Annotated in this window: 21 protein-coding genes; 6 read left to right on the top strand and 15 right to left on the bottom strand. The window is 51.4% G+C overall.

Features of this window, described 5'->3' with window-relative positions; genetic code table 11:
• Positions 1–12 precede the first annotated feature (12 nt).
• From VGS11_01380 to VGS11_01390, 3 genes are all read right to left on the bottom strand, one after another.
• Positions 13–702: a ribosome assembly factor SBDS gene (locus VGS11_01380; GenBank protein ID HEV2118749.1), complete on the bottom strand. Its 690-nt coding sequence runs from the start codon at positions 700–702 to the stop codon at positions 13–15.
• Complete coding sequence (gene psmA, locus VGS11_01385; protein ID HEV2118750.1) at positions 699–1,442, bottom strand: archaeal proteasome endopeptidase complex subunit alpha; 744 nt, start codon at positions 1,440–1,442, stop codon at positions 699–701. Before psmA ends, VGS11_01380 begins: the two co-directional genes overlap by 4 nt.
• A 217-nt stretch (positions 1,443–1,659) precedes the next feature.
• Positions 1,660–2,115 carry an RNA-binding domain-containing protein gene (locus VGS11_01390; protein HEV2118751.1) on the bottom strand — a complete coding sequence of 152 codons (456 nt, stop codon included), beginning with the start codon at positions 2,113–2,115 and terminating at the stop codon, positions 1,660–1,662.
• A 67-nt stretch (positions 2,116–2,182) separates the two neighbouring features.
• On the opposite strand from VGS11_01390, the gene pth2 reads away from it, so the two are divergent.
• A complete protein-coding gene (pth2, locus tag VGS11_01395) occupies positions 2,183–2,548 on the top strand; it encodes a peptidyl-tRNA hydrolase Pth2 (protein HEV2118752.1) in 366 nt (121 codons plus the stop codon).
• Here pth2 and VGS11_01400 read toward each other — a convergent pair.
• The 4 genes from VGS11_01400 to VGS11_01415 all read right to left on the bottom strand — a co-directional run bounded on the left by VGS11_01400 (position 2,522) and on the right by VGS11_01415 (position 6,069).
• Positions 2,522–2,899, bottom strand: coding sequence for a hypothetical protein (locus VGS11_01400; GenBank protein ID HEV2118753.1), 378 nt, complete (start codon positions 2,897–2,899; stop codon positions 2,522–2,524). The genes pth2 and VGS11_01400 overlap by 27 nt on opposite strands.
• Positions 2,896–4,731: a hypothetical protein gene (locus tag VGS11_01405; protein HEV2118754.1), complete on the bottom strand. Its 1,836-nt coding sequence runs from the start codon at positions 4,729–4,731 to the stop codon at positions 2,896–2,898. The genes VGS11_01400 and VGS11_01405 overlap by 4 nt, the downstream gene beginning before the upstream one ends.
• Before the next feature lie 56 nt (positions 4,732–4,787).
• Positions 4,788–4,985, bottom strand: a complete 198-nt coding sequence (locus VGS11_01410) for a hypothetical protein (protein ID HEV2118755.1) — start codon at positions 4,983–4,985, stop codon at positions 4,788–4,790.
• Between the two features lie 73 nt (positions 4,986–5,058).
• Positions 5,059–6,069, bottom strand: coding sequence for a hypothetical protein (locus tag VGS11_01415; protein HEV2118756.1), 1,011 nt, complete (start codon positions 6,067–6,069; stop codon positions 5,059–5,061).
• Positions 6,070–6,218: 149 nt separating this feature from the next.
• Between VGS11_01415 and VGS11_01420 the strand changes: the two genes are divergently transcribed.
• Entirely contained in the window at positions 6,219–6,983 is a 765-nt protein-coding gene (locus VGS11_01420; protein ID HEV2118757.1) for an ATPase domain-containing protein, read from the top strand.
• 5 nt (positions 6,984–6,988) lie between these two features.
• On the opposite strand, the gene VGS11_01425 is transcribed toward VGS11_01420, so the two are convergent.
• The 3 genes from VGS11_01425 to VGS11_01435 all read right to left on the bottom strand — a co-directional run bounded on the left by VGS11_01425 (position 6,989) and on the right by VGS11_01435 (position 9,096).
• Complete coding sequence (locus VGS11_01425) at positions 6,989–8,026, bottom strand: RAD55 family ATPase (protein ID HEV2118758.1); 1,038 nt, start codon at positions 8,024–8,026, stop codon at positions 6,989–6,991.
• A 66-nt stretch (positions 8,027–8,092) separates the two neighbouring features.
• Positions 8,093–8,833, bottom strand: coding sequence for an ATPase domain-containing protein (locus VGS11_01430; GenBank protein ID HEV2118759.1), 741 nt, complete (start codon positions 8,831–8,833; stop codon positions 8,093–8,095).
• Complete coding sequence (locus VGS11_01435) at positions 8,833–9,096, bottom strand: hypothetical protein (GenBank protein ID HEV2118760.1); 264 nt, start codon at positions 9,094–9,096, stop codon at positions 8,833–8,835. Before VGS11_01435 ends, VGS11_01430 begins: the two co-directional genes overlap by 1 nt.
• A 77-nt stretch (positions 9,097–9,173) precedes the next feature.
• Here VGS11_01435 and VGS11_01440 point away from each other — a divergent pair, with 77 nt between their 5' ends.
• On the top strand, positions 9,174–10,004 hold the full coding sequence (locus VGS11_01440; protein HEV2118761.1) for an isopentenyl phosphate kinase: 831 nt from the start codon (positions 9,174–9,176) through the stop codon (positions 10,002–10,004).
• Here the strand turns inward: VGS11_01440 and VGS11_01445 are convergent.
• Positions 9,967–10,977, bottom strand: coding sequence for a polyprenyl synthetase family protein (locus tag VGS11_01445; protein HEV2118762.1), 1,011 nt, complete (start codon positions 10,975–10,977; stop codon positions 9,967–9,969). The genes VGS11_01440 and VGS11_01445 overlap by 38 nt on opposite strands.
• Before the next feature lie 43 nt (positions 10,978–11,020).
• The gene (locus tag VGS11_01450; protein ID HEV2118763.1) at positions 11,021–11,515 is read right to left on the bottom strand and encodes a 50S ribosomal protein L15e; all 495 of its coding nucleotides are present in this window, start codon (positions 11,513–11,515) and stop codon (positions 11,021–11,023) included.
• Positions 11,516–11,640: 125 nt separating this feature from the next.
• On the opposite strand from VGS11_01450, the gene VGS11_01455 reads away from it, so the two are divergent.
• The 3 genes from VGS11_01455 to VGS11_01465 are packed head-to-tail and all read left to right on the top strand — an operon-like array spanning position 11,641 to position 14,892.
• On the top strand, positions 11,641–13,014 hold the full coding sequence (locus tag VGS11_01455; GenBank protein HEV2118764.1) for an NADP-dependent malic enzyme: 1,374 nt from the start codon (positions 11,641–11,643) through the stop codon (positions 13,012–13,014).
• A complete protein-coding gene (gene npdG / locus VGS11_01460; GenBank protein HEV2118765.1) occupies positions 13,011–13,682 on the top strand; it encodes an NADPH-dependent F420 reductase in 672 nt (223 codons plus the stop codon). The genes VGS11_01455 and npdG overlap by 4 nt, the downstream gene beginning before the upstream one ends.
• 13 nt (positions 13,683–13,695) lie before the next feature.
• Positions 13,696–14,892 (top strand): redox-regulated ATPase YchF, encoded by a 1,197-nt coding sequence (locus VGS11_01465; GenBank protein ID HEV2118766.1) that lies wholly within the window; start codon positions 13,696–13,698, stop codon positions 14,890–14,892.
• Positions 14,893–15,439: 547 nt separating this feature from the next.
• Here VGS11_01465 and VGS11_01470 read toward each other — a convergent pair.
• From VGS11_01470 to infB, 3 genes are all read right to left on the bottom strand, one after another.
• On the bottom strand, positions 15,440–15,994 hold the full coding sequence (locus VGS11_01470; GenBank protein ID HEV2118767.1) for a hypothetical protein: 555 nt from the start codon (positions 15,992–15,994) through the stop codon (positions 15,440–15,442).
• A complete protein-coding gene (locus VGS11_01475) occupies positions 15,991–16,368 on the bottom strand; it encodes a 30S ribosomal protein S6e (protein HEV2118768.1) in 378 nt (125 codons plus the stop codon). Before VGS11_01475 ends, VGS11_01470 begins: the two co-directional genes overlap by 4 nt.
• 62 nt (positions 16,369–16,430) lie before the next feature.
• Positions 16,431–18,209, bottom strand: a complete 1,779-nt coding sequence (gene infB / locus VGS11_01480) for a translation initiation factor IF-2 (protein ID HEV2118769.1) — start codon at positions 18,207–18,209, stop codon at positions 16,431–16,433.
• Positions 18,210–18,238: the final 29 nt, after the last annotated feature.

The following is an 18,238-nucleotide window of genomic DNA, read 5'->3' on the forward strand; positions in this document are numbered from 1 at the left end:
TGATTTCTCCTTCTAGTTTAGGACCTTCATCTGAATAGTTCCCTGTGTCATCTTGCTAACTCTGTCCGTGAATGAGCCATACATGCCTGCGGGCATCTCTATAACTGCTACTAGAGCCCCGTCGGCTTGCCACTCTTCACGTGTAACCGTGCCAAAGCTCTTGAAAGCGTTGTAGGCCCTAGCGGCATGCTCTGGGAATACCTTGACGGCTATTCGCATTTGTTCCATCTTGATCGGAAGCACTGGCCTAAGGTCTTCGATGACCTGTTTCGCCTGTTCTTCTGCACTCTTGTAGGGATCAATTGAGATACGGATCTGTTCGAGAGCCTGCTCGATCCTAAGCGGCGGGTGAGGTGCTCCGCTTCGAGGGTCGATGGCATTCCGTGAGATTATCGAGATAATCTGACGCCTCTTCTCGTCTATCAGCTGGCGGCGCTGCTCAGTTGTGAGCTGAAGCTCACCAGACTTCATGATCTCCTCCGCGACTTTGGCGGCATCAGTAGTCCCGAAATGTTTCTGCAATTTCTCTTCTGAAGCTCTCGTTCCCTTCCCGGAGTCAGAGTATACCTCTTCGATCATTAGAACTTGGGAAATAGGAATGGGCTTTCCGAGCTTGTAGTCGAGAGCGGGTTGAGGTTTTACTAGTATCTCAAAACGGTCTTGGCCCCTGGATAGGCGTGCCGTTGTGAACTTGTCACTCATTTGCCAGCCGGTGCCTTTTTACCAGCATCCAGCTTTCGGAGGTACTTGTCTACCTCTTCAACGGGGAGTTTCTGGAATTTGCCCGTCTCCCTCGGGATAATCGCGACCCGGATTTTCTGAGGCTCGGCCTTTCCCTCCAACACTTTCGTCATACACTTCATGCCCAACAGTAACGCCTCATCCATCGTAAGGTTGTCTCGGTATTCTGCCTCAAGTATCTCGTTAGCCGCATCTCCACCGGCCCCGATTGCCCACGCCCTGTAGGCGAAGAACGCGCCGCTGGGGTCAGTCCAAAATAATCTACTCCCCTTTTTGTCGACTCCTCCGAAGAGCATCGAAATCCCGAACGGCCGGACTCCTGCGTGCTGTGTGTAGAGCTGCTTTATTTCTCCTATGCGTCGAGTCAGTATCTCAATGTCGATCGGCTCGTCATACATCAGTTTGTTACTTTGGGCGTATATTCTCGCTTGGTCAACGAGAATGTGAGCGTCGCAACTTAGCCCAGCTACAGCTGTACCCACGTGATCATCTATCTGGAATATCTTCCACATGAAGGACAAATCCTGTAGCTTCGAACCCGCCCTTTCTTCGGCGGCGAGAACAACTCCCTCAGGCGATGCTATGCCCAGGACTGTAGCACCTCGCTTCACCGTTTCGCTCGCGTATTCAACTTGGAACAGTCTCCCGTCAGGAGAGAATACGGTTATGGCCCGGTCGTAAGCTCCGGGCACGGCAAACATGGACAAACTATTGCACCTAACTGAAATCGCGGTGACACGGGTGACTGCGTACTAAAACCTTTCTCAGTGCGATGACTTCTAAGTTGCGATATGTTTGGGGTCGGCCCGTCGCTGAGGACATCATCCTTTTGGTCAAGCTGGGACTGGCTTCGTCATTCCCCATCCACAAGTCTATGGGCCTGAATAATAGGATGTGGGTTCGGACACTAGAACGAATCTAGCCGTGAATTTCTCCTAGCTTTTTCTGAATTTCTTCCACGAGTCCGTCGCCCTTAGGCGACTTTGTTCTGAACGAGATCGCAATTTTGATCGGGTCTGTGTTCTCAAGGCGAATTTTTCCTTTCAGTGCCGCTTGTTTGTCAATCCGCAGGAATAGGGTGCCCGCGTTGTCAATCCTTGAGGTCAAACTTGAGAACACCTCGGTCCTATCCAACTCGGATAGACGACTCCAAATCATTTGAAGAAAACCTTCCACGCTCTTCGCATTTCTAGTCGCAAACACTAGGGTTACGATTTCATTGCCATGATGGCCTTTGGCTCGATTCATCGATGAACTTAGGAGCGTTTCGCCAAGGTAGAGGTTTCGTATCCCCTGCGAAACCTTTTCAGAGTCTTCGGTTGCGTGGATAATCGTAGAAATCGTGACTGAATAGGCCTGCACCGGGGAATCCATTCGAGTCAACCTGTAGAAAGCGCCCTTTCGCTTTAAAATACCATTAACTTGTAATCTTGTCCCGGTCATGTCAGAAAGTTTTCGATTCAAACAAGTGCTTGTCGTTAGATTGGATCTCGACATGGGAAGGGGAAAAGCGGCTGTGCAGTGTGCACACGCTGCGGTAACAGCGGCCGAAGAGGCCCGCACCCATCTGCACAATTGGTGGAAATCGTGGATGGAGGAAGGACAAATGAAGGTCGCGGTAAAGGTTCCGGATCTCGAGAGTGTCTTGGAACTCGAGAGGAAAGGTAAATCGAAAGGGCTTCCGGTTCATTTGGTCAGAGATAGGGGGCTGACCCAGGTTCCCCCCGGAACAATAACATGCTTGGGAATCGGTCCAGCTCCGGCCGATGTCGTTGACTCTCTAACCGGTAATCTGGCCCTTTTTTGAGCGAAGGCTCTCTAAGAGATCGCTATGTTTCGCAGATGCAATCTCAAACCTGCGTTTAGCATCTTGAACGTAATCAACGAACTCTGAGTCTGCCGTCTCACGGAACGTTGATCCTATCTGTTGAAACAGTTTCTTCAAGATCAACCGCTCGATTACCCTTGATGCGCCACCTAGCGCCTTTTTCAGCCCAGCCGCGAATTCCTCTACCCTGTCGGGGATCTGCTCCCGATCAAGAGACTGAATTGTGGAGAGATATTGGTAGACTGCCAGCCTGGGCTCATTTCCAAGAACGGACAATCCCTCGTCAACACATTCAAGCAGTAACTGACCGAAAGACTGCGTTCTGCTCAATTGGACACTCTCCCCTCGGATCCTTGACTTTCGTCTTCAAAGCTCGGCTTCTTGGTTTCAAAACCCGGGAGTCCCATTCCCTGGGAGGAGCGAACCATTCTGAAGCCATTCAAGTCGTACTTGGCCTGTGATCTGAAAAGGCCTCTGATTCCATTTAGGGATCTCTCATCGAGAGCTGTGAAGTTGATCAGCACAAGCGTAGACGCTGACTCTGACTCAGACATCTCGACCACAGACGACAATACGCCATAGCCTTTCTCGAACCCCTGAAAGAGGATCAAATCTGTGAATACATCGAAAACCATCCCAACCAAACGGCCATGGTTCGCCTGTAGTAACTTATCGACGGCGTCAAGAAGCAGAGAGGTATCTCTTTCAGGCAGTAGAACGTGCTCTTCAGAAACCTTTGAAGGAGTTGACGTTTTCGTACTGAAAGTGAACAAGCGCAGGTTATGCTGCCCTCTGAACTGCCTAAATGTTGGACTCCCCATGGATGTGAAAATCGCTATCGGCTCGACATTAGCTTGGAATTCTCGGGCAAATTTCTGAACTGCATCTTCATAGCTACTTGTAGGGTCATACTCTAGAAGTATTCTACTCCTAGACAATGCCTGATGCTTGGTATTGAGCAGTTTTGAAAAACTATCCTGCTGGAGCGCAAGATCACGGACCCGAGCCTTAGGGTTCGCCTCGCGTATTGCCTCGAGCGTCCCCGACTGTGCCTCCTCGACATTGAGAGCCCATATGCGCGGTTTGCGGCGAGGTCCAGGAAGACTGTCAAGGGCCTTGACCTTTGATATTATGAGATTGCATTGATCCAGGCTTAGTTCCCCAAGATCGACAAGTTCTCTTTTCGTCCTGTGAAATCCGGGAGGAACGCTGAGATCAAGCCCTGCTTCGCCGGCTCCAAAATCAATGGATTGAATCATCATTTGTGGACCCCTTTGTCGAGAATGATCCGTTGTAGTTCCCTTTAGAATTGCACGGTAGAAAGGTACTTCTGACTTGATGGCATAGAAGACCAACTCTTGTCTAGTCGCTAGTCCGTCCTCCACGAACCTCTCAACAAGCCTTTTCCTGTCAGATTCTGTGTTGTATAAGACCACGGTATCTTCTTCGGCGCTTGAGCTGACTGCTTGGAAGATCATCTCACCCCCGGTGACGATTCTACTCAGGATGGTGGGCTCTCTTAGGGCAAAGGACACAAGGACGAACAATGCTCCGTCTGCTACTATGCTGAAACTTTTGACCAAGCTTGCGTAGCCTCCCGCAAATGCTTGTTGAAAGAACGTGATGAGACCGAAACAAGCCCAGCAAATACTGATGAGCCTGATCGAGCTCGAGGCTTTCGGATCTTGTACTCGTCGAGACTGTCTGTAAAAGGAGAGAACAGGAAATGCGATAAACGAGGTCAACAGAATCGAGCTGACTACGATGTACCAGCTGTCATAAGAAAAGAAATAGATGCGCTCTGCATTGCTTGTAAGGTCGTTGACGGTGAATGGCTGCCAGATGAGAGTGGCTGTTGCCCAGCCTATCGAGATTGAGAGGAACGCAAGCAAGGGCATCGGAAGCCTCTTCAGAAAACTCGTAAGCTCTGTGAATCCTCCCTTCCCTCTGCTTTCCTTCAGGAGGTAACTTGCAAAACCGATCGCGATGGCAGTCAGCGCTAGGAAGATGGTATCCAGGTATGGGTTGGGAGGTCTACTGAGAAGGTCTGAGCTAGTTGTATCGGAAAGAAACAGAATGAATCCAATGTTTGCGGCGATGATGAAGAAAACTGAGTCTAGAAAGTATGTTTTCTTGGCTCGGATCGTAAAGAGCAGGGCCATGCAAGAGGCGCTGAGCGCGAGCAGATCTAAGATCTGATGAACGAATTTTCACCGCCTCACTCGTCTTTGGTAATGACTTCTTTCGGCGATTCATCTTTCCTCATCTCGTAGACGAGCCTAACAGATTCTTGATTCTCGTTCAAACTTAGCTGAAAATGAGATGATGCAGCTACCCCAAGCAGCCTTGCTATGTCCACGGGAATTAGCAAGTATAGGCTGTCTCTAAGCTTTACAGGCTTGACCTTCAGTGGCACGAGGAGTCAACTTAGCCACCGCAAAGTGGCTGTTCGGCTTGAGAGTGGTGTAACCTTGATAGTAGTGATTAGGTTACAATTGCAAATCGTCTATCGATTCTTCATTGCCCGAAAGGCCAGTCCAACCGAAATGCCCCTTTAGGAGATCGGCTGCCTGCTGCGAATCGCCTGCTTCAATAACCGAGATTCTGTACAAAGCCGCCAGTTTCTTGGCTTTCTCCGTTAGCCCAGGAATCGCCACGAGGATTGTCTGGCTGGGACTCACATCAAACACTTTGGCGTAGAGCGACGCTATTGGTGTCTCTTCAATCTCCCGATCACTTGCAATTACGTCGAGAACAACAAGCTCAGAGGAGCCTTTCGAGGCAACCGCGTCAAACCTATGGAGGGCCCCAGAACGACCGGCGACCTGACCAGGCATCTCGACCTTATACTGGAAATCCTCGAGCGTGGCTCCAATAGGCTTCATCACAAGGAAGGTCCGCTTGAATTCATCCTCTGCCTCGGCGCTCATTCGATAACTGTAGACGTTGACGAACCCAGTGTCTTTGATGGTGAAAATATGTCCACAACTTCTACATCGATGAATTGGACTTGGTAAGTCCGACCTCTTTCCACACTGGGAGCATTGGAACCAAGCACCGAGCTTTTGATAATCCACCCCAGCTTCTATCAACTCCTTATTGCATTTCGGACAGTAGAGGCCGCCTTCGACTAGAAAGTTGTCTACGCTGTCGATGGTCCCGCAAGCCGTGTGCTCAAGAAGAGTCTTTCGTTCTATGTCGATAGAGTTGCAATTCGGACAGACGTAATCATTGCTGACATTTGCAGACAAACAACTCGGACAAACCAGGATTTTTTCGTGGAATTTGCGCTTGAATATTCCCACATCCCAGAGTTTCTCAACCAGTTGCGTCGCAGCAGTTGTATCACCATCAACAACCTCCTCGACTTCTGGATATCTTGCCGTTTGGCTGAGATCAAAGCTGGGCACAAGTTCAACAATTTCCCCCTTGACAAATCTACCTAGAAGTAGCTGGACACTTTGACCCTGGTATAGGGTAAGCCTGTCCTTGGATGTCATTCCTATTGACTCTACCCCTCTAGGTGCCTCTGGCTATACGCAGGCGAGACGCGAGGTGATGGATATTCAGGAGTTGTACCTTGTTCGAGACGCTGTACGTATCAGAACGAATATGGTTTGCGAGCTTCCTCAACCCGTTTTGAAGACTATTGGCTGACTCCTCGACGAATCCGAACGCTAGTTCTAGAACTCCTACCGGGATTCCAGGCCTCGACAAGCTGCTTACTGGAGGATTGCCTAGGAACAGAACTATTCTGCTCTCTGGAGGACCGGGGACTGGCAAGACAATACTATCCTCTCAGTACATTGTCAATGGGATCTTGGACTATGACGAACCCGGCGTAATTGTCAGCCTCGACGAAAACAAACAGCACGTCTTCGAGGAAATGCTTGACTTCGGTTGGGATTTCCAAGACCTCGAGAATAGCAAGAAGCTAATTTTCCTCGAAGCTTCCCCGATCAGATATCTCCCTGCTGAGATTAAAGTTGGAAAACTGACCGTCGGCCGGAAGGAGTTCTCCATGGCGACGTTGATCGAGATGATTAAGACCAGTGTTCGAGAGATCGGGGCCAAGAGAATCGTTGTTGACCCCGTGACGACATTGGTCTTTCAATACGAAGGAGTGGCAGCGCAACGAAACGCATTGGTTGAACTCATGGAAGCACTAGCAGAGACCGGCGCAACATGTTTGATTACGACTGAACTTCGAAGACCTGGTTTCGAAAGGAGCCTCGACTACGAAGAATATCTCGCTCACGGCGTCATCCTTCTCCAGCAATTGCAAGTTGGGAAGTCACTACTGCGCGTCATCCAGGTTGAGAAAATGCGCAAAACTCCCCTGGACAACCAACCAAGGCCTTACCGAATAACTGATACTGGAATCGAAGTCTTTCCACGCGAGAGTGTTCTGTAATGAGACTAAACTGATTTTTTGACCCGGGACTCTTCAAAGGGAATTATGAGACCCATCGAGGGATCCCTATTGTATGGCGTCCAGGTGGTTATGTGCTGGGCACCTTTCATTTTCGACACTCTTATGAAACGCGCCAAGCCATCTTTCGTGTCTTCCACTTTCATCTCAATTACACCGTCGACCTTGTCTTGTATTGCGGCGATAATCGCCGGATGAAATGCCTTCCTCGAAAGCGACGTCACACAACTGGCTCGGTTACTCCTTATCTTTGCAATAAGGGTGTGCAGAAAATCGAATGAGGGCCTCACTCCGCTCCTTTGAATAAGAGTGGTCAGCGAATCCATGGCGAGCAATACATTGCCAGAGTCCCGAGCTTCCGACAAGGCCTTTGTTACGACGATACTCAGGTCCGACAACCGTTGCGGATCCTCGCTATACTGTTCCTGACTTTTTACGCCAACTAGAAACGAGTAACAGTCTATGAAGACGAGTCTCCTCCTCCCTTCTATCTCATATTCTCTCGGGTTAAGTCCCATCAGTTTCATGGACTCTCTGATGCTATCGGGAAAGTCGTCTAGGGTTGCGTAGACGACATTCTTCCCTTTCTTCAAGGCCTCGGCGACAAGTTGGATCAGAAGGGTTGTCTTTCCCGCGGCTGGATCCCCCATGACCAGCACTACCGATGATGAAGGATAGCCATCCGGCAAGAGCGAGTCGATCATTCCCACTCCTGTCAAATCCCTGTTCTGGGATGCGGGCGCTTCCTCGAAGGATCCTGCTGACACGAGTCTTTGCGAGATCTCTTTTTGTAGCTCTTGATCCCTATCCTTGCTGAAGGATATGACTCGCACCTCTTGAAGCAAGCCTAGCTCGACAAGATCTGTGACATCGCGCTCAATTTCCTTTGGACTACGTCGGATCTTGTGGGCGATTCCCTCGACCGTATCAGTTGCGTCGGGGTTGTCGTGGAAGTACATTAGAAGCTCAGCTTTGGTTTCAGACCCGATCAGCTTCTCGAGGAGATCGCTCCGAAGAGGGGGCATTTGTTCGTCGTGTCCGTTCTGACAAAAACAAGAAGAGCGTTGTAGAGATGACTGCTAATCTTTGGTTTATCGTATCTTGTCGGGAGGGATCGGGGTTGGCGCTAGGGAAAAACCGTCTCTTGTTATGTAGTAGTCGTATCCTTCTAGTCTGTGCTCAGTCCCTCTCATTTTGGGAATGTAGACTCTTCTGCGGACTCTCGAGTTGTCGAAGCTTGCGTCCAGTATTACGAGCCCATCGCCCAGAAATTCCTCGAAGTTGGTTCCTAGTTGTTGCTTTCCCCAAGGAACTTCGCTTATCATGAGCGTTGTGCAGTTCGCGGCCTCTAGGAATTTAACCATGATGTGAAGGAAGCTGCGGGCTTCAGCGTTGCTCTCGAACGCTGTCATGAGCGCTGAGAGTGAATCGAATACGAGCCTCTTTGCGTTGGTGCTGTGCAATGCCTCTAGAACTGTTTCGAGAGCTGTACTGACGCCAGCTTTCATGGTAGATTGGAGGGAGACGAGGCGTAGCTTGTTTTCCGATTCGAGTCGGCTGAGGTCCCATCCGAATCGCAAGCCGTTTCGTTTGAGTTTTTCACTGCTTTCTATGACAGATGCGTAGACACCGTTTTCGCCGCATCTGGTGGCACCATGGTACAGGAATTGCAGTCCGAGAGTCGTCTTACCGGTTCCCGGTTGGCCGGCAACGATAATGCAGTCGCCTCGTCGAAGACCTCCTTCTATTATCTTGTCCAGACTGGGGACTCCCGTAGGGACTCGGTCGTCTGATTCCTGGATACTTGGGGCGATTGCCCTTCTGACTTCCATTATTGCTCCTCCAGCGACCATAGTTTGACAGGTCCGACCTGCCGAAAGGCGACCTTCTTTTTCGCGCGGAGTACGTGTAAGTATTTCGAGGCGGTGGATCTGTTCACTCTAAGATCCTTTGCGATCTCGCTGATCGAACTGTTTGGTTTGTCGCCTAGTGAGCTAATTATTCGCTCCTCGATGACTTCGAGTAACGTATTATTTGGGGAACCGTTAATGTTCAGCAATGACTTCCGGGTGGAATCAGCACTAGTGTTAATCATAAGTCGGGTGTTACCCTTGGAGCAACGTCAAAGTCACCCGAAGCGGCTAAAAGCAAGCTTTGCTGGGGATGCACCGAATGGACCAGCTTACCATTGTAAAGCTTGGAGGGTCCGCAATCACGGACAAGGCCCGAGAGTGCACTCCGAATATTCCTGTGATTCAGCACATCGCTGACCAGCTTAGAGACTACGATCTTCCCCTAGTTCTCATCCATGGCGGTGGTTCTTACGCTCATCCTTTCGTTACAAGATCTGGGCTAGGGAAAGGTCTCCACAAGAGATCCCAGCTTCGTTCTATTTCAGAGACGGAGTTCTACTTGGACCAGCTCACGAGGATGGTTTCTGCGTCTCTGCTGTTGAGAAACCAGGTTCCTGTTCCCTTTCACCCGATGGGTTTCGTGACCTTTGACAAAGGGAAGGTGAAAAGAATCATGTTAGATCCAATGAGAAACGCGTTACGCGCCAGGCTCATCCCATTGCTACACGGGGACCTGGTGTTCGACGAGTCGCAAGGGATTGGCGTTCTATCCGGGGACCGACTTGCTTCGCTACTTGGAGCCCGAATGGGAGCCTCTCGAGTTTTGCTAGGGTGCGATGTCGATGGGGTATACTCAAAAAACCCTAGGACTTTCTCGGGCGCTACGATTATCTCTGAAGTTACCTCGGGCAACTTCCGGTTGGTATTGAATGCGTCGCGAACTTCTTCTGGTGATGCCACTGGGGGCATGAGAGAGAAGGTTGTACAAGCTCTCAGGCTCGCCAAGAGCGGCTGCGAATGTTACATTTTCAACCTGAAAGAAAAAAACGCCCTCAGAATGCTCCTCGAACGAGATGGCGTCATCGGGACCAGATTCGCGCCGTGGGCGAGCGCTAGAAAGTCCTCGAGACAATCGCGTCGGAAAGTGTAGCCAAACCATCTCTGTAGACAGATTCTCTAAGTATCGAAAGTTGGCCCTTGGCCTCTTGGAGGTATTTCGCCGCGATTTCTCTGCAGTCTTTCTCTGCCGGGGTCTCCATGACTAGGTGTCTCGCCCTCTTGACCATCGCTTGCGACACTTTCTCGGAGCTTAGGATTGTGAGAATCTCTGACCTTTTGGTTCGGGGCAGGTATCTTAGAGCCATCAATATCGCCGCGTTTCCTAATTTGTGTTCAATGATATCTTTGCCAATCTGCTTGCCTGTTTCTTGCCCGCAAATGTCAAGCACATCATCCATTATCTGAAATGCCAGCCCGGCTTTCCATCCAAATTCGCCTAGAGACTGCACAATCGGGGAGTTAGCGTGTGCTGAATGTGCTCCTATTTGGGAGGCGGCTTTGAAAAGGGCCGCAGTCTTCTTTCCTATCATGTCAATGTAAAGGTCGAAACTTGGCTCGCGAAAGCGCTGGGTCTTGAGGTAAGGATCTGTTCTGCCAGCTTGCTCCAACAAGAGGTCGAGTCTCTCGCCTTCAATGATGTCTTTCATCGCCTGAACCGCAACAACCCTTGTCTTGCTTGGAGGGATGCATTTCTCAATGAGGTCGTCTAAGGCTTCGCGGTAAAGCATGGCGACTAGTAGGGCGACGGAGTCTCCGAATTGGACCCTTACGGTTGGCTTTCCTCTTCTCACCTCGCCCCGGTCAATGAGATCGTCCATAACAAGCGAGTAGTTGTGAATCATCTCGACCAACGCCGCGGGGTTCAGTCCATCCTTAACTCTGCCACCACAGGCTGCGCACGCAAGAAGAACGAGGGTCGCTCGCATCCTCTTGCCACCGGTTCTGAAATGGTAGGTCACAGGAGATTGAAACTTAGGAGAAGACGCGTCGGCCAGCGCTTTGCAAATGATAGGATCTACCTTGCGACCCATCTTGACTATTCTGGTCAGCGGGTCTGGAGTCATCTGCTAACCTTTCTTCGATACGACCCAGTTGAGGGCGGGCTGTTTATCGGGTTTCGCTGATGTTCTCGACCGCTGCGATTGGCAGTGATGGCGCTCGGTGGTTTTTCTCCTTAAACCATTCCACGAGTGCAGGATGACTCTTGTCAGCAAGGATCACTTCGTACCAGTGGTGTATGCCGTCGGAGTAGAGGTAGTATGAGTCGAGGATTGAGAGGTTGACGTATTTTCTGTTAGCGCGTTTTTCTGCTATCCTTTGGAGGGAGAGGCTTCTGGTGAATTTGGTTACGCCCAAGGCTTTCTGTCGGCGTCCTGATACTGGGCGTGGTTTTTTGGCGCCTCCCCGTCTCACGCGGACTCTGACGAGGACTATTCCTTGCTTTGCCTTGTAACCTAAACGGCGGGCTCGATCTAGCCTTGTAGGGTAGGGAATCCGTTTGACGACTGGTTCCTTTCTCCAGCTGACAACGGAGTGTCTTAGCCATTCTTTCAGTTCAGGCGTTTTTTCTCTCCATTGGTCTGCGAGGTGGGAATACGACAAGTGCGTTTCGCTGACGCATCGGCCGGCGAATCCCTGATAAGGATTACTGGCGCCTTTCTGCTTTCAACAGCGTTAAATCAGGCTAGGCGACGAACCGGCTTTTCCTAAGAAGTGACTGATCGGGATTGGCTCAAGAGACAGCGTTGCTGAAACGGGCTTACGCTCCCGCAAAGCTTGCAATGAAGTATCATCCCTTCTATCAGGGGAAAATTGAGATTGTGTCAAAGGTTCCAGTTGACTCCTATGATGACTTCGCGATCTGGTATACTCCTGGAGTCGCGGATCCCTGCAAGGAGATCCAGAAAAACCCCGAGAAGGTCTATGATTATACTAACAAGTGGAATAGCATCGCGATAGTCACAGACGGCACTAGAGTCCTTGGTCTTGGAGATATTGGGCCGGAGGCTGGTCTTCCAGTGATGGAAGGGAAGAGCTTGCTGTTCAAGTACCTGGGAGGAGTCGATGCTTATCCGATCTGTCTAGGAACAAAGAAACCCGATGAGATTGAGAACGCTGTCAGGTGGTTACAACCGTCGTTTGGCGGTGTCAACCTCGAAGACATCTCACAACCAAAATGTTTCGACATCCTCGACGCTCTAAGACTGGACCTTAGGATTCCCGTGTGGCACGACGATCAGCAGGGAACGGGAACTGTTGTCTGCGCCGGTCTTATCAACGCGCTAAAGGTTGTTGGCAAGAAAGTCGGAAACGCACGAATTTGCATGCTTGGGGCAGGAGCAGCGAACATCGCAGTCGCGCGCATCATAATGGAAGCTGGAGTATCGCCTGGGAACATAGTCATGGTTGACAGGGAAGGAATCCTCAACCGCCAGCGCACAGAGCTAGAGCAGGAATACCACGCGAAATGGGAGATTTCATTGAAGACAAACTCGGAAGGCCTCACAGGCGGCCTCAAGGAAGCGCTGAAAGGAACCGATGTCTTGATTGCAATGTCCACGCCAGGACCAGGCGTTGTTCCGAAGGGACTGATCTCCACGATGGCAGATGACGCAATTATCTTCGCGTGTGCGAACCCTATTCCTGAGGTTTGGCCTTGGGAGGCGAAGCAGGCGGGCGCAAGTATAGTTGCGACAGGCCGATCAGACTTTCCCAACCAGGTCAACAACTCTCTTGGGTTTCCAGGGATCTTCAGGGGAACTCTAGACGTTAGGGCTAAGGCGATTAGCGACGAGATGTGCATCGCCGCAGCCAACGAGCTGGCAAAGATTGCGGAGGAGAAGGGTATTGATGAGGAGAGGATTCTTCCGAGTATGAGTGACTGGGACGTGTTCCCGCGAGAAGCGGCCGCGGTCGGAGCCGAGGGGGTCAGGCAGGGCCTAGCGAGAGTAAAGGCAACTCGGATGGAACTCTACGAGAAGGCGAAGATGGTCATTAGCCATGCTCGACAGTCAACGGAGCTCCTCATGAAGAAGGGACTCATCAAGCCTCTCCCTCACAATTCAGCAAGGAGTAGACCCAGACGGAAAGTCGCAAGATAGCCGTTCTCGGCGGGGCGGGCGAAGAGGGGTTTGGTCTCGCCCTCCGATGGGCGATGGCCGGACACCAAGTAATCATTGGTTCCAGAAGCCCGGATAGAGCGGCGGAGGCTGCGAAGACTATGGCTCAGACAGCTGGACGTCCGGTTCGGGTATCAGGATTGACAAATGAAAACGCCGTCCAACAGGCAGACGTAGTAGTGTTAACGGTGCCTTTCACGGCGTTACTCGACACTTTAAAGACCGTTAAGCCCAACCTGAAGCCCGGCCAAGTTCTGGTGAACGTGTCGGTGCCCCTTGAAACAGCGATCGGGGGCCGCGCTACAAGAACAGTTGGTGTCTGGGCCGGGTCTGCTGGAGAACTCGCGGCCTCAGTTGCACCAAAGACGGTGAGTGTTGTGACGGCGTTCAACAACGTGAGCGCTGAACTCCTCAAAGATCCCTCCAAAAAGGTCGAGTGCGACGTTCTTGTGTGCTCTAACGATGATAATGCGAAGAAGATTGTTCTTGAGCTTGTGCAGAGTATTGCGGGGGCGCGTGGGTTTGATGCTGGCTCGCTTGAAAACTCGCGAACTGTTGAACAGATAACTGCGCTCCTGGTCTCATTGAATATCCGGTACAAGGTAAAGAGCGCCGGTCTCAGAATCACAGGCATCTCTCAAGCTTCATGATTCGTGGTCCAGTGTGCAGGTCGGGATCGTCGGCAAGCCCAACGCGGGAAAAAGCACGTTCTTCAGCGCCGCAACACTAACAATGGTTCCGATAGCAAACTATCCATTCACCACAATCAAGCCCAACCATGGAATATCCTATCTTCGAACAAAGTGCGTCCATCGAGAGCTTGGAGTCGAAGATAATCCCCGCAACTCACGATGTATTGATGGAGAACGTTTCATACCGATAGACATCATCGATCTTCCAGGACTTGTGCCTGGCGCGTCAGAGGGAAGAGGGCTTGGAAACCAGTTTCTCGACGAGGTGAGGAAGGCAGACGCCTTGATCCATGTGGTTGATGCGTCGGGATCAACTGATTCCGAGGGCAAACTCACTCAACCTGGCGCCCACAGTCCTGTTGACGATGTTGTTTTTCTGGAAACTGAGCTGAAGATGTGGATGCTACGGATCGTGGGGAAAGACTGGGAGAAGACGGCGAGAAAGGCCGAGATGGCTGGAGAGGATCCAGGGTCTTTGGTCTCTGAGCGTCTCAGCGGCCTCGGAGTCTCTAAGGGTCAGGCTGAGATCGGGATCAAGAAAGCAGGCCTCAAGGGAAAACCGAGCGGCTGGACCAGGGAAGACCTGTTGAAGCTTGTTGAGATTATCCGGAAGGAAGCGAAGCCGTTGCTGCTCGCCGCCAACAAGATTGATCTCCCGACCTCGATTGGAAATGTTAGTAGGCTAAAGCAGACAGGCGAACTGACAATACCAGTTTCTGCGGAGGCAGAACTTGCACTGCGAAGGGCTGCGGAAAAACGGTTGATAGAATACAAACCTGGGGACCCGGATTTTCGACTCGTTGGAACCGTTAGCCCTGAGCAGAAGGCTGCGCTTGAAACGATTCGGGAAAAAGTCCTGGAACCGATAGGGTCCACAGGCGTTCAGGCGTCCATCAACTCGGCGTTTCAGAATCTTCTGAAAATGATTGTGGTATATCCGGTTGAGAATCCTGAGAAGTTCAGTGATCACGCAGGGAATGTTCTGCCAGACGCCTATCTGGTTCCGAACGGGACAACTCTCCAGGAACTGGCTCTAAAGATCCACACGGAAATAGGCGAACATATGTTGTACGGCATCAATGCACGGAACGGTATGCGTCTCTCCGACAACTACGTACTCAAAGCGCAAGACATCGTGAGCATAGTCAGCGCGGCGAAAAGAGCATAGGTCGAAAAAACTCGCGAGGGCTTCCAAACGAGTTTAGTTTTGGGGTCCTGTCTAGACCGGCGGCCCGCGCGTCGCGAGAAGTGCTCGCTAGTACCCCCCTTTTCGTCGAGACGAGTTGCTGTCTGGCGAGGATATTGGGCGAGACAGGCTGATCAGGGCGTAGTCTGGGCTTGGATGGAAATCTGTTTGCTAGAGTTATCCAGCTGATTCCCGAATGATTCTCAGGCGAAATCTAGGGGATGCGCTAGATTCGATATCAGGCTTGATAATGGGCGATTTCTCGCGTCGAACTTCTCTATTAACCACGCTTGCGTCCCGAGATTCGATCGCTAAGACCCCCCACCGGGGGGTCTCTCGGAAAATTTGCTGTCTGGCAAACATTCTGGGCGAGTCTTGCGATTCAGGGCACAGTCCAGGCTTGGATGGCGTGGCGTTTGGTCGGGTCAGCACGAAGGCCATCCTAGGCATTGTAGCGGAAGGCTTCCAGATCCGAGAACAATGCTGAAAGTGAGCAATTTGGGTCAATAGTCTTCCAGGAACTAGTCGTCTAGGATTTCGGTTTGGCGTCCTGCTTCGCAGGAGGTTTAGCACCGGGTTTTGTCTCCGGCTTTGCAGGAGGCTTTGCTTCCGGTTTGACAGGCGTTTTGGTTTCCGCTGGGGTTGGCTTTGATTCCTTAGCAGGCGCGCCTTTGGGCGCTTCAGCTTTCTTTTCCGGAGCTGCTGGCTTCGGGGCTTCGGCCTTCTTTTCAGCTGCCGGAGCCTTGGCGGCTGCGGGGGCAGGCTTCTCTTCCTCTGCTCCCTTCTTCCTCGAGACTCTTTGATCCTTAGGAAGATTTCTGTTTTTTATGTAAGCTGGAACCATCTTGTCGGCAAGTTTCGAGTCGCCATAGATCTCTACCTCGCAGACAGCCGATGACCCTCCTGTCCTTGTGTGGACGCTTCTAACGTACACCTTGTCCTGCTGAGTCTTGAAGTGATCAGAGGCAATCTTTCGAATAGCCAAACGGTCCGGGGTCCCGGAACCCTCATGGTGAACGAGCAGCTTCGCGTCTTTTCGGCCTAGAAGCGGGTTAGCATGTTCAGATAGTATCTCGACGCTCAACTCTTAGCCTCCACAGGCTTCGGAGTCGCGTCCCCCACAACTACGCTGTTGACCTGGAGAGTATCTTCGCCAACTACGCGTCCTCGAACAAGCTTCCTTCTTCTTTCGCCGCTGTCGTTTGGATGGAAGCCTACACCACCGGAAAGAATTGCTCTCTTTTTTGCTCCTCCCTGAATATCAAATCGCATCGGAATTCCGTCCTTGTCAGTGCCACCTGTGATCTTGAGTTTCATGTTTCCGATCCCGAGAAGTTTCCCATCAACCTCGTCTCCGATCGCTTTTCCGACAAGCGCCTGAGCCTTCGCTCCCTCGATGGTTACAGGTTTCGAGGTCTTGCTCACAGGATCTGATACGATGAGCTGGAACTTAGCCATGTTACGTTATTGAACTCCGTTGGGAGCCGGTTCCCTTAGGCCGTTAATAAACGTCGTTCGAATCATGATACCACTCCCAAGGCATTTTTCGCAGAAATTCCAGCTAGCTCGTCAAGGAGTGCAAGCTCTCCAGGGGAGAGGTACTCTCTGAACTTTGTAGAGAGGGTTCTTGAATGCTTGACGGGAACATCGACATAGAGAACATCTCCTTCGAAAATATGCCTACCAACTATGGGCTTGTCTATGGAAACAGCGACTTGCTTTCCCGCTCCAACTTCTGGCACATCTTTGCCTTGGTCTTGGACCCTTAGGACTACCCCGATACGCTTTCCGCTACTGTTGATCACCGGATACTTCGGTTTGATAATTCCCTCGAGCACTTCCACGCCAACTATGGCGGGGTCGTTTCTGCGGAAGACGAATCCTTTGAGAATCTTCATCTTGCCAGGGCGTATCAGCAACTCCATCTCGGCCTTAACGCCCGCGCTCCTCTTGGCCTCGACCCATCTTGAGTATTCTTCCAAAACATGATAGATTATGTCCCCTCTGAAGACCGGTATTCCCGATTCTCTGATCTCTTCCTCCGCGTCAGGCAACAGCTTGACGTTGAATCCAAGGATCGCCGCCAAGTATGGATCTTTTGCTCGAACCACCTCCGCCTCAACCACGTCCCGCCTAGATATTTCGCCAACATCTGCCAGACGAACAGGCACTTTGGAAACTGACAGAGAGGTCGTGAGCGCTTCTAGTGAGCCGAGTGCATCGGCCTTCACGATCACACCGGTTCGATCAGTACTAACTTTCACGGACTCTATCTCTGCAAGCACCCTCTTCTCTAGGTCCGCTCGCTTGGACGGGTCGGCTACGCCGTAGATTGGAGATCCAGCGATTGCTTCATCTAGACCTTGGGCGGCTATCTTGATTCCCGCGGCCGCGTCAACATGCTCGACACGACTGAATTTGTCTCTAGGATCACGGATTTCGTCGAGGGGTTTGGGAAGGAGAAGAGCACGCACTCGGGTTCGTACGATCCCGTTCCGACCCGCAAGAACTATTTCGTCATCTACCTTGATCGTCCCATCAAAGATCATCGCGTCGATAGTAACTCCGAGTCCAGGCTCCTCCTTCACCTCGAGAACGGTTCCTTCTGCTGGACCCGCGCCGGTTGTCAGTTCTCCCTTCATGTAGATCTGGGTAAGTCCAACTAGCATCGCCATCAGTTCCGGCAGCCCTTCTCCCGTCTTGGCGCTTGAGGGTACGAGGGCTATGGTTTTGGAGAAGTCTTTGATTCTGTCAAATCGATCTGCGCGGAACCCGTATCGAGAAAGAGTTCCCATCATCGTGTAAATCCGATTATCAAGGTCCGTCAAGACCTCGGGTCTTTGTTGTTCTGTGTTAGCGAGGAATGAGCCAGCAGGAGATGACTTCCATCCTGGTATCGCGTCGATTTTATTGCAGCAGACCAGGAATGGGGTTCTGCGAGCCTTGAGAATGTTCAGTGATTCCACTGTCTGGGGCTCGACCCCTTTGGTTAGATCGATGACCAGGACGGCAACGTCGGCAGCAGATCCTCCCCGCTTACGGAGGTTGCTGAATGTCTCGTGACCCGGGGTATCGATAAACAGGATTCCGGGAACCTCAATCTTGAGATTGAATCTAGTGAGAAGGGGACCGCAGATCTTGCTTATCGTCTGAGCAGGAATTAGGCTTGCGCCGATCCACTGAGTGATCTGGCCCGGTTCCCGGGCGGCTACCGAGGTGCCTCTGATCTTATCGAGGAGCGTGGTCTTCCCATGGTCTACATGTCCGAGAACAACTGCGATGGGTGAACGAATTGCCATATCTGGGAAGGCTCCATTTTGCCCTCCAG

The sequence above is a fragment of the Candidatus Bathyarchaeia archaeon genome (assembly GCA_035935655.1).
Taxonomy (GTDB): Archaea; Thermoproteota; Bathyarchaeia; order 40CM-2-53-6; family 40CM-2-53-6; genus 40CM-2-53-6.